Annotated in this window: 16 protein-coding genes and 1 CRISPR repeat array; of the genes, 4 read left to right on the forward strand and 12 right to left on the reverse strand. The window is 49.0% G+C overall.

The window, feature by feature from the left end:
• Positions 1-12: 12 nt before the first annotated feature.
• Genes ADA01nite_RS13720 through ADA01nite_RS13735 form a run of 4 tightly spaced genes read right to left on the reverse strand, consistent with a single transcriptional unit; the run spans position 13 to position 3,587 of the window.
• Positions 13-510, reverse strand: coding sequence for a YwhD family protein (locus tag ADA01nite_RS13720; protein ID WP_146810805.1), 498 nt, complete (start codon positions 508-510; stop codon positions 13-15).
• Between the two features lie 16 nt (positions 511-526).
• Positions 527-1,828: an HD domain-containing protein gene (locus ADA01nite_RS13725; RefSeq protein ID WP_146810807.1), complete on the reverse strand. Its 1,302-nt coding sequence runs from the start codon at positions 1,826-1,828 to the stop codon at positions 527-529.
• 11 nt (positions 1,829-1,839) lie between these two features.
• Complete coding sequence (locus ADA01nite_RS13730; protein WP_246147342.1) at positions 1,840-2,787, reverse strand: RluA family pseudouridine synthase; 948 nt, start codon at positions 2,785-2,787, stop codon at positions 1,840-1,842.
• A gap of 32 nt (positions 2,788-2,819) precedes the next feature.
• A complete protein-coding gene (locus ADA01nite_RS13735; protein WP_170230288.1) occupies positions 2,820-3,587 on the reverse strand; it encodes a sporulation protein in 768 nt (255 codons plus the stop codon).
• A gap of 420 nt (positions 3,588-4,007) precedes the next feature.
• Here ADA01nite_RS13735 and ADA01nite_RS13740 point away from each other — a divergent pair, with 420 nt between their 5' ends.
• Positions 4,008-4,304, forward strand: coding sequence for a spore morphogenesis/germination protein YwcE (locus tag ADA01nite_RS13740; RefSeq protein ID WP_146810810.1), 297 nt, complete (start codon positions 4,008-4,010; stop codon positions 4,302-4,304).
• 131 nt (positions 4,305-4,435) lie between these two features.
• Here ADA01nite_RS13740 and ADA01nite_RS13745 read toward each other — a convergent pair whose 3' ends face one another.
• Both ADA01nite_RS13745 and ADA01nite_RS13750 read right to left on the reverse strand, forming a co-directional pair.
• Positions 4,436-4,660, reverse strand: coding sequence for a YuzB family protein (locus ADA01nite_RS13745; protein ID WP_146810812.1), 225 nt, complete (start codon positions 4,658-4,660; stop codon positions 4,436-4,438).
• A gap of 164 nt (positions 4,661-4,824) precedes the next feature.
• Positions 4,825-5,175, reverse strand: a complete 351-nt coding sequence (locus ADA01nite_RS13750) for a DUF3905 domain-containing protein (protein WP_146810814.1) — start codon at positions 5,173-5,175, stop codon at positions 4,825-4,827.
• A 158-nt stretch (positions 5,176-5,333) separates the two neighbouring features.
• On the opposite strand from ADA01nite_RS13750, the gene asnB reads away from it, so the two are divergent.
• Complete coding sequence (asnB, locus tag ADA01nite_RS13755) at positions 5,334-7,178, forward strand: asparagine synthase (glutamine-hydrolyzing) (RefSeq protein WP_146810843.1); 1,845 nt, start codon at positions 5,334-5,336, stop codon at positions 7,176-7,178.
• 181 nt (positions 7,179-7,359) lie between these two features.
• Here asnB and ADA01nite_RS23085 read toward each other — a convergent pair whose 3' ends face one another.
• The gene (locus ADA01nite_RS23085; RefSeq protein WP_146810845.1) at positions 7,360-7,515 is read right to left on the reverse strand and encodes a transposase; all 156 of its coding nucleotides are present in this window, start codon (positions 7,513-7,515) and stop codon (positions 7,360-7,362) included.
• 32 nt (positions 7,516-7,547) lie between these two features.
• Positions 7,548-7,697: a hypothetical protein gene (locus tag ADA01nite_RS22115; RefSeq protein ID WP_170230290.1), complete on the reverse strand. Its 150-nt coding sequence runs from the start codon at positions 7,695-7,697 to the stop codon at positions 7,548-7,550.
• A 178-nt stretch (positions 7,698-7,875) separates the two neighbouring features.
• Between ADA01nite_RS22115 and ADA01nite_RS13765 the strand changes: the two genes are divergently transcribed.
• Positions 7,876-8,760, forward strand: a complete 885-nt coding sequence (locus ADA01nite_RS13765; protein WP_146810847.1) for a helix-turn-helix domain-containing protein — start codon at positions 7,876-7,878, stop codon at positions 8,758-8,760.
• Positions 8,761-8,820: 60 nt separating this feature from the next.
• Here the strand turns inward: ADA01nite_RS13765 and ADA01nite_RS13770 are convergent, their stop codons facing one another.
• The 4 genes from ADA01nite_RS13770 to ADA01nite_RS13785 form a co-directional block, all read right to left on the reverse strand.
• A complete protein-coding gene (locus ADA01nite_RS13770; protein WP_146810849.1) occupies positions 8,821-9,696 on the reverse strand; it encodes a cation diffusion facilitator family transporter in 876 nt (291 codons plus the stop codon).
• A gap of 176 nt (positions 9,697-9,872) precedes the next feature.
• Positions 9,873-11,087: an ABC transporter permease gene (locus ADA01nite_RS13775; RefSeq protein WP_146810851.1), complete on the reverse strand. Its 1,215-nt coding sequence runs from the start codon at positions 11,085-11,087 to the stop codon at positions 9,873-9,875.
• Positions 11,084-11,827: an ABC transporter ATP-binding protein gene (locus ADA01nite_RS13780; protein WP_146810853.1), complete on the reverse strand. Its 744-nt coding sequence runs from the start codon at positions 11,825-11,827 to the stop codon at positions 11,084-11,086. Before ADA01nite_RS13780 ends, ADA01nite_RS13775 begins: the two co-directional genes overlap by 4 nt.
• 218 nt (positions 11,828-12,045) lie before the next feature.
• Entirely contained in the window at positions 12,046-12,300 is a 255-nt protein-coding gene (locus ADA01nite_RS13785) for a hypothetical protein (protein WP_146810855.1), read from the reverse strand.
• Between the two features lie 311 nt (positions 12,301-12,611).
• On the opposite strand from ADA01nite_RS13785, the gene ADA01nite_RS13790 reads away from it, so the two are divergent.
• Entirely contained in the window at positions 12,612-13,547 is a 936-nt protein-coding gene (locus tag ADA01nite_RS13790) for a DMT family transporter (protein ID WP_146810857.1), read from the forward strand.
• Positions 13,548-13,695: 148 nt separating this feature from the next.
• A CRISPR array of direct repeats spans positions 13,696-14,737; the repeat unit is 30 nt; unit sequence GTTTCAATTCCTCATAGGTATGCTACAAAC.
• Positions 14,738-14,772 lie beyond the last annotated feature (35 nt).

A 14,772-nucleotide genomic window follows, 5' to 3' on the forward strand; every position in this document is an offset into this window, starting at 1 on the left:
AAAATACCTGAATTAGGCTAATTTTTCTTTCAGCTCATCCGGCGAGTTTTTCCACATCTCCGGCTTATGGGTTTCTAAAAGCTTACGTAAATTTTGTTTTTCCTTCTCATTCATGCCATCCAGAATAAACCGGCGTTTCATCGCATAGTCCATCTTGTTAACATGGTCGGCGAGAATCTTCCAGCCCCGGCGTGCTTCTCTGTCAATTAGCATCTCGCATGCAGTCACTCCTGCATAGTACGCCCCGTTCTCTCCCATATCGGTCGCCACCCAGACGAGCCAGTAGCGCTTGCCGTTCGGCACATCTTCTTTATTTATGGAGAATTTTATGCCCTTCTCCACCGCGCTCTTGGCGTGGAGAGCACCGATATCAATTACGGCCTCCTCTTCATTCACGATAATGGAAGACACGTTGCTCAAATCGATCATGCCTGCGCCATATCCGCCATGCACCTGGTTTTTGTTGCTAATGATATTGAATCCGCCCTGCTTTCCTTTGAACATATCCATACGTATAAATCCTCCTTTATTGATGAACACGCAGACGCCGCTTAATCTCCCGAACGGTGTTCGGGTCGCGCGTACCGTCATCGAGTAAGTCAAGCGGATAATACAGCTTGTGATCGTACCTCCGTTTGCCCGAAATCGATTCCACGATAACGGAACGCCTCGACAACTCTTCCAGCTTGCCGTCCGGCATCAATAAATAAATCGGTGTCCGATCTCCGTCATCGCCGCTTCGATAAACATCATACGGCAAATCCGAAGGAGAATCCACTCCCAGATAGTACGTCGGGTCAATTCCGACGGACCGGAATAGCTCATCGACTTCCCGTTTCCATTCTACACTGCCGACTTTCTCACCGTATTCCACATACTTAAAGAGCCGTCGGTTCATAAATCGTTGCGACAAATCGCATAGAATCTCATCCTTCTCTCTGCACCATTCGTTCATATAAAACATCACCGTCGGCTCATCAAGCGCCAGGTACTCTTCCAGTGTAATATTCTGTTCGAACAGCGGAATGAAATGCGCGGGTCGCCAGTTGAACGTATAACCGGCCCGGTACAGATCGCGCGCCCTCTCAAAGATTTTGCGCAGGATTACTTCCGCGCTGCGTGTAACACGATGGAAATATACCTGCCAGTACATCTGATAACGAGCTACGATATAGTCTTCGACCGCATGCATTCCCGTATGCTTGACGACAACCTTGTCTTCAAGCGGACGAAGTACGCGAAGAATGCGCTCCATGTCGAAAAAACCGTAGTTTGTCCCCGTATAATACGTATCACGTAGCAGATAATCCATCCGATCCGCGTCAATCTGGCTTGAAATTAAGCTCGTCACCAGCGGATTCTCGTATGTCTTTCCGATGACCGCAGCCACTTTCCACGGGAAGTCGTCCGAGACGCTGCGCAGGATTTTATTAACCTGCGTATTGCCCACCAGAATGCGCCGCGTCCACTCCTCATGTTCAGTATGAAAGACTTTTTCAAATGAATGCGAATACGGTCCATGGCCGATATCGTGCAAGAGCGCCGCACTCAGGCACAACAACCGTTCTTCTTCAGAGAACGAAAAGGAAAGCCGCCGTCCAAACTGGCCAAGAATCCGGCGCATAATTTCATAAACGCCGAGACTATGATTAAAACGGCTGTGCTCCGCGCCGTGGAACGTTACATAAGAAGTGCCGAGCTGGCGAATGCGGCGCAGCCGCTGAAATTCGCTTGCGCCGATTAAATCCCAGATAAGCTGATCCCGCACATGAATATAGCGATGTACAGGGTCCTTAAATACTTTTTCTTCCCGTAAACGTTCCGCCATATGCACTCCTCCTACGTTTGACGAAGCCGCTTCAACAAGCGCTCCAAATCTTCCGGCAAAGGCGCCTTGCAACTCTGCACCTCTCCTGTTACAGGATGGCCAAACTCCAGGCAGGCCGCATGCAGTGCTTGCCGCCGCATCCCTCCTGCTTTTACGCCTCCGTACAGCGTATCGCCAATAAGCGGAAAACCCAGATGGCTGAAGTGAACCCGTATCTGATGGGTACGCCCTGTTTCCAGCTCGACTTCCATGAGGGATGCCCCGCCCTCTATCATGCCCGGAACCGGCAAGAAGCGTTCCACGACCCGATAGCGGGTAATCGCTTCGTCACCATCCGCCTGGACACGCCGACGAGTCGGATGATGCGGATCACGGGCAATCGGTTCAGCAATTGTCCCTGTCTCTCCTTCCACTCCCGGATGTCCCTCCACGACGGCCAGGTACGTGCGGCGAACCGTATGCTCGTGCAACTGCTTATCCAGCAATTGATGAATAAATGAGTTGCCTGCGATAAGCACCGCACCGCTCGTGTCTTTATCCAACCGGTGCACAGGCCTAACGGCACGCGGCTTTCCCTGCTGCTGCCAATAATGGGCAATGCCGTGAGCCAGCGTATAATTCTGGCCTTCTTTCACCGGATGTACCGGGATTCCGGCCGGCTTGTTCACCACCAGTACCGCATCATCTTCGTATAGCACGGAGATATTCATTTCTACAGGCGGAAGCGTCGTTTCCGGCGTATCTGCAACCAACAATCGAATTCTATCGCCAGCTTTCATTTTCTTTTTGAGAAAAGGGCGTTTCCGGTTTACGAACAGTCCGTTTTTTCTTGTCAACCGCTGAAGCATGCGCCCTGAAACGCACAAGCGCTCTTTCAGCAGCGCCTCTAAAGACAATCCGCTGTCCACCGTCTTCACTTCATACTCCAGCCATTTTCCTTCTATTTTCCACGATGCCACGCTTTCACCCGCTTTTTATTTACACGCTCCATCTAACGGTGTTGGAGCGCCTGACGGATTCGCATCTCCAGCTCACCCGGCACGACACCTCGCTGGCGGTCGATGCTGAACCGTACGTACTGTTCATCCAAATCAAGCATTTCTTCGAAGATACCGCGCAGGCTTGATGCCCGCTTATCCACCTGCATCAGCACATCCACCCCTTCCGGATACACCTCAAAGATTAGTTCAATCTCATCCAGTTCGCTACGAAACAACCCGGTAGGCTTAAATTCAAATTCCTGCACGAACGGAACCATCCGATGAATATGCTTCTTATATTCGCAAATGCCGCTGTCGTGTGAATGGCGAAAGCCCATTCCCTCCATCTCCGCAAACAGCTGGTCTACAAGCGGATCGGGAAGGACGGTCACAATATCCGTATCCTTCGGGTCGACGGCCATCTCGATATCGAGACCCGTACTCAAGTATACGTTCTGTCTTCCGAACGAAATCGGAGCATGGTACGGCACGCGAAGCTGGAACGGCAGCACCTTCTTCTCCCCCGGTTTAATCAACAGAGCATCCGCCACCCGGTAGGACGCCAGCACTTCTTTATGCTTTGTCCTGGAGTCATTCGTTTCTTTATAGTATTCAGTATATAAATACATATAAATCTGGGAAATGGATTGCTCCACATTTCCGCCTTCGATATGCACCTCACCCTGCAGCTCACTGCCTGGATAGACCCTTGATTCAGACAGGCGGGCGTCCACCCTTGCCGCCCCGATTCCAAAACTGGCAAGAAACTTATTCAGCATCTTGTCCCATCCCTCCTCAAAGCTATAAGTATGGGTATATACGTACCCTGCCAAAAAAAGATTCATCAATACGTATTCGGCATCCCAAGCATTTTCTCCTCTCTTTGCAGTTGAGGTAAAAAAGGGTGGCAAAGGCATCGGGCATGCGTAGGTCGCCTCTACCTTCCCCCCCTCCTACCTCTAAACTTCTCACCACTACGCCATGTTAAAACATTAAATGGTACCTCTATAGCCCTTTCTGTCCATGGAATAATCTAAATTTCACATTTTATTCAAAATAATTTCAATTTTCCGTCACATGTTGTATGATATAATTAACAGATTTCTTATCACACCACATACAGCAACCGTCGCACTTTATTGTTAACAGGTTTGGAAGCGTTTTCTTCTGTGGAAGCAGAAAAGAAGGAGGAAACAATTATGGACTTACTGATTATCAACCTGGTATTTTCAAGTGTGGCACCTCTCTTGCTTTGGCGCCTTCGCCAGAAGGCATTGGCAATCCTGCAAGTTCCGTTCGTTGTCGCAATGTGGATTATGCTGCCGGAAATACTACCGTTAAGCGCACCACGTGCAGACTCTACATTCCTGTGGTGGACCCTGTTCTACTTCAATATGGCCTTCGGATATTTAGCAATGGGTATGCTGTTGTTCCGCTGGGCAAACCGTTTCTGGGGCAAGGAAGAGAAAAGAGAAGAAGAAAGAAACGTAATGTAGTTCAGGCATAAAATAGGGCGCCACGCATCTCAAAAACACAGGGGATACGAGGCGCGCCTTCTTCTGTGTATACTGCTGTCCAGCTGGTCCGGGGCAGTATTAAATATTCATGTTCCCCTGTCCTGTCCGGCTTATTTTTTCAAATGCTTCCTCACCTTTTCAATCAGTTGATCTTCCGTAAGTGCAGTTAAATAGCGGCCATTCACCACGGCAAAGTGCTTTTTAAAGCCGATTCCGCAGTACGATTGACAGCCCAGCTCTACTTCGGCGTCCGCATCGATTTCTTTCAGCCGAGGCACCAATGTTTTTATATTAATCATCTTACATTCATCACATACACGAAACTCGTTGCTCATAACGTACGTTCCCTTCCTTACTCGGCTACTAGTGTACCAGCATATAATACACGTTACTTTTCATCATACCACATTTTCTCCTGCTTCTGAATCGTGCCTTCCGCTTTCTCCTCTTTCCCCTCCAAATGAAAATACGGCGGAAAAATTGCTTCCGCCGCACTTCTTTAATCATTACGATAGCTGACGTCCTTGCTTGGGTGCATAAATTGGCCGCTTCCCGGAATATAGCCTTCTTCAAGCAGCGCCTGATTCTCCGCCGTGTTCCATCCGATATCGTTGGTCGGATGAACCCACTCGTCTCCGGCCATAATCGCCGGATCTACCTCCTTGCTCCAGTTGTTCAGCGGAGAGTTGGCTGAATCATAAAAACTGTCTCCGATCACGACACCGTATTGATTTGTAAACGGCTGCTTCAACTTCTGGTTCGCCTCTGCTCGCTCCGGCGCATCAATTTGATGCGGCATGGATGTATCGGCCGGTTCCTGGCCGATCCGTTTCTTCCCCTGGTTTTCCATTGTATCGTATCGCCTCCTCGTTAGGCTTACTTCTTCTCCTTCTAGTGTTGACCGTTTTTCCTCCGGTTACTCGGGCTGTTTTTTCCGGGCCAGGCACCCATTCGTACATCATAGGCATAGTGTAGTACTGGGTTATGATTAGAAGTGGAGGGATGATTATGTGCGGAATCGCAGGGTGGATAGATTGGCAGGCCGACCTCACCGGGCAACGGGCGATCCTTGAAGAGATGGCTGAAACGCTCGTTCCCCGCGGACCTGACAGTGAAGGAATCTGGACATCGCGGCATGCCGGCTTCGCCCACCGCCGCCTGATTGTAGTCGACCCCGAGGGCGGCGTACAGCCGATGAGCCGGACACACGGCGGTGAGACCTATACGCTTGTTTATAACGGGGAATTGTACAATACGGACGACTTGCGCGGCGAACTGGCAGCACGCGGTTATCGCTTCACTACTACCTCTGACACAGAAGTACTGCTTGTCTCCTATATCGAATGGGGACCTGAATGTCTGGAGAAGCTGAATGGTATTTACGCATTTGCCATCTGGTCACATAACGAAGAAAGCGTGTTTCTTGCCCGCGATCGGCTGGGTGTAAAGCCGCTGTTTTATACCCAGCAGGGTTCAAGTTTTATTTTTGGATCAGAGATTAAAGCACTGCTTGCCCATCCTGCCGTTAAACCGGAGATTACCAGGGAGGGGCTGGCTGAAATCTTTGGCCTGGGTCCTGCGCGCACGCCGGGTGTCGGCGTATTCCATAATGTCTTCGAATTATTGCCGGCCTCCTATCTCCTGCACACCCGGCACGGAATGAAAACGAAACGCTACTGGTCACTGGATAGCCATGCACATCCGGACGATCTGGAAACAACGATTGATACGATTCGCCATCTGCTCGGCGACAGCATCATCCGGCAGCTTGTAGCCGATGTACCGGTCTGCACTCTGCTGTCCGGCGGACTTGATTCCAGCGCCATTTCCGCCTTTGCGGCGCAGGCGTTTCAAGAGCGGGGAATGGGACCGCTGCACACCTTCTCCGTTGATTACGTAGATAATGACATACATTTCCGGGCAAACGAATTTCAACCAAATGCGGACGCTCCCTGGGCCAAGCGCGTTTCAGAACACCTCGCCTCCATACACCACGATATTTATTTTGATACGCAGCACCTTATCGACTCTCTGCCGGTGGCGCTTCATGCCAGAGATTTACCCGGCATGACCGATATTGACGGCTCGCTGTATCTGTTCTGCGGCGAAATCAAGAAAAAAGCGACAGTGGCTTTATCGGGAGAGTGTGCGGATGAAGTGTTCGGCGGGTATCCCTGGTTTCATCGGGAAGAAGCACTCTCGGCAACCACTTTTCCCTGGGCGCGCAACCTGAGAGAGAAAACGAAATTTTTCTCATCCGATCTGCATGCGGAGGTCGATCTGGAAGCGTACGTAAAGGACCGCTATCAGGAAGCGCTGGATGAAGTACCCCGGCTTCAAGGCGAAAGCGGCCATGATGCACGCATTCGCGAGATGTTCTACCTGAACCTGACGCGCTGGATGCCGACGCTGCTGGACCGCAAAGACCGCATGAGCATGGCGGTAGGCCTTGAAGTAAGGGTGCCGTTCTGCGATCACCGATTGGTGGAATATATGTGGAATGTGCCGTGGTCCATGAAAACGTACGGCGAGCGGGAGAAAGGCATCCTGCGTCAGGCGCTGCGCGGTGCACTGCCGGACGATGTTCTGATGCGGCGCAAGAGTCCCTACCCGAAAACGCACAACCCGTCTTACCTGACCTCCGTACGCGATAAGGCGCTGGCGGTCTTACATGACACCTCGTCACCGATTCTGCCGTTCATTAATGTGAAAGCCGTCAAGGAGTTTGCCAGTCTGAATCTGGCTTCAGTGCATATGCCCTGGTTCGGCCAGTTGATGAATGTGCCGCAATTTTTCGCATATCTGGTGCAGGTGGATATGTGGATGAGAGAGTATAGGGTTGTAGTGAAATAATCTGGTTGTTATAAGAAAGGTTGCCTGAACGGGGGAAGGGAGGAAAAACTGAGATTTACGGAAGAAAAAGGCTTTCGCCTTTTTCTTTCCTGGATCTTCTTTCTTCTCTCCTTATTTATTCTAAATTTTCGAAAAAAAAGCATGGGGATACTATGAAAAAGCAGTATTCCCATGCTTTTTGCTATGAACTGAATTTGCCCTGCTTATATTCATGTACCCAACGATAAATCATCTTGCTGTTAAGTCTGTATTTCCTGGCTACCAGACTAAGACTTTTTTCTACAAGTGCGTCTTTAACTACTTCCCTCTTAAACTCCAATGAATACTTTCTTCTCATTTCTCTTTTCTCTCCCTTCAGCCAGAAACTAATTAGTGTTGGTAAGGAAGGCGAAGGATAGCATTTACTGTATCCTGAGTATTTTTTACTGATTCTTTATCCACTTCTTTGGTAGTCGGAATTCCGCTAATACTTATAAATATAAGGGCCGTAACGACTAGTGAGAGGAATTTGTTCTTCACTTTAGTACCCTCCTTTCAACCTTTAGAAATATGAAATATATGTTAGTTCCATGATAATATATTACATTTAATTACGAATTTAGGCTGAAAGGGCATTTTCAGGGAAAAAAACGCATTTTCGAGCTTTTGCTTGCAAATGCATACATAGCTATAAAAATAATTATATAGGAGCTGCTGCATGAGTATTCAACGAATTGGAGAAGTCGTCCGGGAAATTAGGAAGTATTTAAACATCTCACAGACGGAGCTGGCAAAAGGCATTTGTACCCAGGCACTCATCAGCAAAATCGAGAGAGGCGAAGTGATTCCCTCCGCCGAAATTCTTTACTATATCGCCAAACGACTGGGGATTACGCTGGATTACTTTTTCGATCGAATGGAGAATCCCCAGTTCACCTATGTTCAGGAGTTTTTCTATCAAATTCGCAAGCTAATCCGGGAGCGGAATTATGAAGAAGTGTCCGCACTCATTAAGACCGAGCGCAATAACCCGATATTCCAAAACCGGGAAAATCGGCAGTTTCTCGCCTGGCATGAAGGCATCTGCGCGTACTATCTTGAACAGGATGTAGAGAAAAGCCTGGAGCTGCTGAATGAAGCAATGAAATTGGCCGTCAGCACGGAAAATTATACGGAGAAAGAAATTGAAATACTAAACAGTATCGGTATTATTTACAGCGAAGAAGGCCGGTACAAAGAAGCGATGGATATTTTCTCCATGGCCATTCAACATATGAGCGGTGTGGCATTTGTACAGGATTACACGATTTACCTCCGATTGTTCTACAATTACGCCAAAGTGCTGACTGTTCTCGAAGATTATGTTGTATCGTTGAAATACTGCGATAAGGGGCTTGCACTGTGCCTGCAGCACGAATACCTATATTTATTCGGGGAGTTTCATTATCAGAAAGGGGAAAACCTGCTTCAATTGCGCAAAAAGAAGCAGGCGATCGAATTCTTCCGCAAATCACTTATGATTTTTGAATTACAGCAGAATCATAAGTTTGCGCAATTTGTGAAAAAACGGTTACGGGAAATCGAGCGGCGCAGGCAAACATGAAGCTTTATCGGGGAGCATTCCGTACGTGTCAGAGCAAGACTCCGGCTTATTTACCGGGCTTTACTCTTTCCACGGCTCTACATGGACGTGTACGTTCATAATGCCGTGCTCCTCCCGCATCTTTTCCTCAATCTCCTCCGTAATTCGGTGGCTCTCTATTACATTCAAACGGGGGTCCACATGGATAACCACATCCACGAGTACTATATTGCCATGCGCCCGGGCTTTAATGTCATCGATCATCTTTACTCCCCGGATATTTTCTACCGTCTTGCGCAGTCTCGCCAGCTCCTGCTCGTCGAATCCGTCCGTCAGACTGTGCGAAGCTTCCCGAAAAATCTCCCAAGCCGTGCGGCAAATCATGAAGCCGACGATCACCGCAGCCAGCGGATCCAGCCACGGGAGATTAAACTGCGCACCAAAGATTCCGACCGCCGCACCGATGCTGACCCAGGCATCCGACAGATTATCTTTGGCCGCGGCCATCACAGCCTGGCTGTTAATCTTACGTGCTAGATTCCTGTTAAATCGATACACACCGTACATTATTGCCGCCGCTCCCAGAGCAGTCCATGCCGCCAGCAGATCCGGCGTTTCCACGCGAAAATCGACGATGGATTTTCCGGCGTTATACAGCACTTGCAGACCTACTACCATCATGATAAAGGAAGCAATCAACGAAGCGACCGTCTCTGCGCGCCAATGGCCGTACGGATGGTCTTCGTCCGGCGGTTTGCGCGAGAAGCGCAGGCCGATGAGCACTGCAACGGAGGCCATAATATCCGTTGTATTATTCAAACCGTCTGCCATTAGCGCTTTGGAAGCAGTTAGATATCCGATAATGAGCTTTAAAGCGGACAGCACAAGATACGCGATAATGCTAACCCAGGCACCGTGCTCTCCCATTTTCAAATTATTATATTGCTGCTCTTCCATTCATTCAGACCCCCACGTATTCTGTATAAGTATGCTATCAGACGAGTTTCGTGTGGGTCTAGAGAAACCTTTTTGCCGGTAACTAGCATTGTAGGGTAAAGAAAATTTTTTGCGTTAAAGGAAAACTTTTTTCCTTATAGAAACACTTGCATTATAGAGGGATGGTCCGATTGCAGCTACTTTTCCATCAGCTTTCCACGCAGCATCCTAAAGCTATACATATACGAAAAAACGATACCGATCAACGGCGCCGTCATCAGATGCCAGCCCGCCGAGAACGGAACAAACACCGCCGTATACAAAACAGCGGCCTGCACCAGCATCATAACAAATACAACCCGCACAACCGCCTCCCGTCTCGCCATAAGCGGAACGGGATAAATATGTGTCCAGAACACGTGGCGGTAATGCTGCCGCAATGTCGATAGCTGGGTCCCGGTCAGCGACAATACGATAAAGTACGCCGCCACCTTTCCCCACTCATCTTGAATAGAACCAATGATCAGCAACCCGATGACGGTCAGCCGGAGAAACATCGGCAATAGTTCCGAGCGGGCAAACACTTTGCCATACAAATACATATACGTATTCTTCTGCTTGAACGCCACCCGGTTTACCGCATTCGCCGCCCAGCTTCTGCTCCGCACCTTATTCTGCCTGTGCGGCACGTCGACAAACTGATTCGCAAACGAATAGAACCTTGCCAGCATCCTGTTCTCCGTCCATACGAGATGCTCCCAGTGAATGGGCTCACGCGAAAGCGCCCGGTAATAGAAAAACGCCGCGACAAGAAACACAAGCAAAGCGATAATGCTGTCCGCCATAAACCCTTGCGAGAACAGCACAAACAGCACCGCCGCATTAGCAAGCCAGCGCACGAATATATGAATGATTCTGGCGCCTTGCTCCCGCAGACGCTGTTCCTGCCACTTTCCCAGCAAATTTACCAACTTCAGCATCAGCAAATATACGAGAAGCAACACAAGCGGCTCCGCCCTCTCCCCCATTCTATGGGTATAGAGCGGCCACACCGCAAGCAGAAGTAAAAATATGTACACGGCATGAAACACGAATGTATAGCGAATGGACGACTTAAAATACAGCCCCATTCTCGCCTCTACCGGCAGTAGAAACACCAGATCCGCTTCTTTTAAAAATGTACGCACCGTGCCACCCGTGATAAGCAGCGAAAACAGAAACGCAATCAGCCATTCGATCGGGTACGTACGCGGCAGCTTGTCCAGCAGTTGAGAATAATAATACGCGGAGCCGATAAACGCAAATACAAGAAACATAATCGTGCCGCTATTGGCTATATAACGGGTATAGCCAAGCGCTTCTTTCGTAAACGCGCCCATGCGCTGATTCCAGAGCCGTCGAATGTCCATCATCGGTCCCCGTCCTTTGTCAGCTCATAGAATACGTCGTCCAGCGGCGCACCTTCCATGCCTGCCTGACGCTGAATCTCCGCCAGCGTCCCCGCCGCGCGGATCCGTCCGCCATGCAGTACCACAAACTTATCGCAGTACCGCTCCACCGTCGATAGAATATGCGAGCTCATCAGGATGCCGGCTCCTGTATTTTTCATCTTCACCATCAGCTCCAGCAGCGAACGAATCCCGATCGGGTCCAGACCGACAAACGGCTCGTCGATAATATAAAGCGAGGGCTGCACAAGAAACGCGTTCATAATCATCATTTTCTGGCGCATGCCCTTGGACATGTGCTGCGGAAATATGTCCCGTTTGTCTTTCATATTAAACTCTTCAAGCAGCGGAGCGGTTCGCTCTTCAAACACCCTGCGCTCCAATCCGTACGCCATCGCCGTGAGTTCCATGTGCTCCCAGAGCGTTAAATCCTCATAGACAAGCGGCGACTCGGGCACATAGGTATAGGATGAGCGGTACGCTTCCGGTGCTTCTTCGAGCGTCTGATTGTGAATACGAACCGAACCTTCTGAAGCCTGCAACAGACCGAGAATATGCTTGATTGTGGTACTCTTCCCCGCACCGTTTAGACCGATGAGGCCGACCATTTCATGCGGATAAACGGTAAACGTAATGTTATGAATGACCGGGCGCTTCTTCCGATATCCGCCAGTCAAGTCTTGCACTTGTAAAATGGGATTCATAACCTATCTCCAGACATTTTTTCTTCCATTATAACAAATCGTCCGGAGCGCTATACAATGGGAGGGATGAATCGGAAAAGTGCAAGAAAAAGGAGAAGTCGCTGAAAATGAAGGAGGAGTACGACGTTCGGTCGCTGATGACAGAGGAGCAGCGACTTTGACCTGTACGAGGAAGAGCGTTCGCGGCGAAAAAAGAAGAAAAAGAACCCGGCCGCGTTTCATCCTGTATCCCAGTACCCCGCCTCCGCATACCCATACGATTTCTCGTCCACCGCTGCCAGCCATGCCCCCTCTTTGTGCTGTTCCTGTACGACATCCAGTGTACGCAGGTCCCGTGTAAAACGGCATGTCCGCTCCTGCCAGGGAAACGACGCAGTCTCCGCTTCGTTTTCACCTGTTTCGTTCAGATGAATCCAGGTCAGCACTCCTTCCTTGTAGTATGAGAAAGTCTCCTGTTCAAATTGGGTATTCATGCTTTATTCCTCCCTGTCCGTTTCTGGTGATTTCAGTATAACGGACAAGCCGGAAAAAGAACATAATAATCGTCCGACAATTCGCGCAATTTAACGCGCTGAATTTTGTTGGAATGTGCGATATCCAGAAGTTTTTGTTGGAAGATTGCAAAATCAGTGCGAAAATGTAAATGTATGGAGTTCATTGGCAGAAAGGAGGGCCGCTTATGCAGCCGATCCGTCAGGAATGGGATGTACCCGCCGTTCGCCTTTCGTAGCGGGGACAAGATGCCCCGTTACGCCGAAATTACGCGAACGGAGGTATCATAATAATGAAACAAGTCAATAAAAACACACTGGGCTACCTGGCCCTATCCGCCGCCGCCAGCATCTGGGGCGGCATGTATGTCGTAAGCAAGATGGCCCTGGATTTTCTCCCGCCTTTCACGCTTTTGTGGCTGCGCTACGCTGTCGGCCTGACTTTTCTGTGGCTTTTTGTGGTCAGGCAGGGATTGCGTCAGCCTCTGGCCAGAGATTGGCGTCTATTTATGTCGATCGGTTTTGTCGGATACTTTTTGTCCATTGGCCTGCAGTTCATCGGAACAGGGCTGTCTTCCGCCCATATGGGAGCGATTCTGACTTCGGCGAGTCCTGTATTTATTGTTCTGTTCGCTTCTTATATGCTGGGTGAGCCGATTACCGGACGGAAGATGACAGCACTTCTCCTGGCGATGATCGGTGTAATCGTTGTGGTCGGCTGGGACGTTCAACTGCTGGGCGACAGCCGAAAGCTGCCAGGCAATCTGGCGCTTATCGGAGCTGCGGTGACGTGGGCTTTACTGTCTGTACTGGCGAAAAAAGCGGCGCTTCGTTATTCACCGCTCGTAGTGACTACCTATTCAATTTTCTGGGCGTTTCTTTTTACAACGCCTGTGATGGTGATCGAGTGGCAGTTTCTTCCGGTAAACGGTCTGGATCAACCTTCTGTATGGTTTGCGGTTCTCTATCTTGGAATCGTATCGACTGCGGGAGCGTTCTATTTGTGGAACAAAGGCATGCACATGGTGGAAGCCGGAACCGGCTCGATGTTTTTCTTTTTTCAGCCGGTTGTCGGAGCGCTGCTGGGCTGGTTGCTGCTGGGCGAGCATCTTAGCGTCTCGTTCTTTACCGGCGGTTTACTGATTTTGTTCGGGGTGTTGCTGATGTCGATGCCCGTACAGGAGCGCCTTCAAAATAGAAGACGAGGCGAAACATTGATGAAGAGATAACAGAAAGAACTGAAGTCCTTTGTATTGGATTTGAACAGGAATGATCTGTACTTTTCCATTGCAAAGGATTTTTTTGCGGACAAATTGCGAATCATAGGTAGTCTCTAAACCTGGGAACTCGATAGCCCTGTCGAGAGAAATCACTTACGTTTCAATTCCTCATAGGTATGCTACAAACGCTGGCGGGCATGACGAAAGCCGAAGTGGATGAGATGTTTCAATTCCTCATAGGTATGCTACAAACAAAGGATGCAAAACGCGTACGTAGTTCGTCAGGAGAGGTTTCAATTCCTCATAGGTATGCTACAAACTCCTTGGTGGTCTGAGTTCCTTGAGGGCATAGAGCCGTTTCAATTCCTCATAGGTATGCTACAAACCCGCACCACCTTCACCCAACGAGCCAAGACTCGCACACCAGTTTCAATTCCTCATAGGTATGCTACAAACCCAGCGAAAATCTCCACCTCTTGCCCTGCTCGATTTCGTTTCAATTCCTTATAGGTATGCTACAAACGCCTGCCGGGCAAGTGCCCAGCCTTTCCTCGATGATGTTTCAATTCCTCATAGGTATGCTACAAACTCGATGTCCGGATCTAAGTCCAGCAGATTCGATATAGTTTCAATTCCTCATAGGTATGCTACAAACGTTATAATATAGTGAGCGAACTTTAATAAGTCAAAATTGTTTCAATTCCTCATAGGTATGCTACAAACTTCTTTGCCATGTAATTCATCCCTTTCCTTTTGTTGCTAGTTTCAATTCCTCATAGGTATGCTACAAACCAGGTGACTCACCTTGTCGGCTTTTCATATGAAGAGGAGTTTCAATTCCTCATAGGTATGCTACAAACCGCACCACCTTTATCCACCGAGCGAGAACTCGTATGCCAGTTTCAATTCCTCATAGGTATGCTACAAACTATGATTAAAACAACACTAATTTACTACGAACAAATTGTTTCAATTCCTCATAGGTATGCTACAAACACATTAACTAGCGGCCAGTTTATCTATTTTTCAAACCAGTTTCAATTCCTCATAGGTATGCTACAAACCCACTGACTTTCATGAGCAAGTAGCCCAATGACCACATGTTTCAATTCCTCATAGGTATGCTACAAACCTTATGGATGGGATGAACCGACATTTGTATTTGGTCAGTTTCAATTCCTCATAGGTATGCTACAAACCCATGACCACCGCCTATGAAGATGTAGGGATGCAG

The organism is Aneurinibacillus danicus (genome assembly GCF_007991215.1).
GTDB lineage: Bacteria > Bacillota > Bacilli > Aneurinibacillales > Aneurinibacillaceae > Aneurinibacillus > Aneurinibacillus danicus.

Excerpts from the sequence above, each read along its gene's own strand:
- ADA01nite_RS13720 (WP_146810805.1), bottom strand. The coding sequence starts at position 510 with ATGGATATGTTCAAAGGAAAGCAGGGCGGATTCAATATCATTAGCAAC.
- ADA01nite_RS13725 (WP_146810807.1), bottom strand. The coding sequence starts at position 1,828 with ATGGCGGAACGTTTACGGGAAGAAAAAGTATTTAAGGACCCTGTACAT.
- ADA01nite_RS13735 (WP_170230288.1), bottom strand. The coding sequence starts at position 3,587 with ATGCTGAATAAGTTTCTTGCCAGTTTTGGAATCGGGGCGGCAAGGGTG.
- ADA01nite_RS13740 (WP_146810810.1), top strand. The coding sequence starts at position 4,008 with ATGGACTTACTGATTATCAACCTGGTATTTTCAAGTGTGGCACCTCTC.
- ADA01nite_RS13745 (WP_146810812.1), bottom strand. The coding sequence starts at position 4,660 with ATGAGCAACGAGTTTCGTGTATGTGATGAATGTAAGATGATTAATATA.
- ADA01nite_RS13750 (WP_146810814.1), bottom strand. The coding sequence starts at position 5,175 with ATGGAAAACCAGGGGAAGAAACGGATCGGCCAGGAACCGGCCGATACA.
- asnB (WP_146810843.1), top strand. The coding sequence starts at position 5,334 with ATGTGCGGAATCGCAGGGTGGATAGATTGGCAGGCCGACCTCACCGGG.
- ADA01nite_RS23085 (WP_146810845.1), bottom strand. The coding sequence starts at position 7,515 with ATGAGAAGAAAGTATTCATTGGAGTTTAAGAGGGAAGTAGTTAAAGAC.
- ADA01nite_RS13765 (WP_146810847.1), top strand. The coding sequence starts at position 7,876 with ATGAGTATTCAACGAATTGGAGAAGTCGTCCGGGAAATTAGGAAGTAT.
- ADA01nite_RS13770 (WP_146810849.1), bottom strand. The coding sequence starts at position 9,696 with ATGGAAGAGCAGCAATATAATAATTTGAAAATGGGAGAGCACGGTGCC.
- ADA01nite_RS13775 (WP_146810851.1), bottom strand. The coding sequence starts at position 11,087 with ATGATGGACATTCGACGGCTCTGGAATCAGCGCATGGGCGCGTTTACG.
- ADA01nite_RS13780 (WP_146810853.1), bottom strand. The coding sequence starts at position 11,827 with ATGAATCCCATTTTACAAGTGCAAGACTTGACTGGCGGATATCGGAAG.
- ADA01nite_RS13785 (WP_146810855.1), bottom strand. The coding sequence starts at position 12,300 with ATGAATACCCAATTTGAACAGGAGACTTTCTCATACTACAAGGAAGGA.
- ADA01nite_RS13790 (WP_146810857.1), top strand. The coding sequence starts at position 12,612 with ATGAAACAAGTCAATAAAAACACACTGGGCTACCTGGCCCTATCCGCC.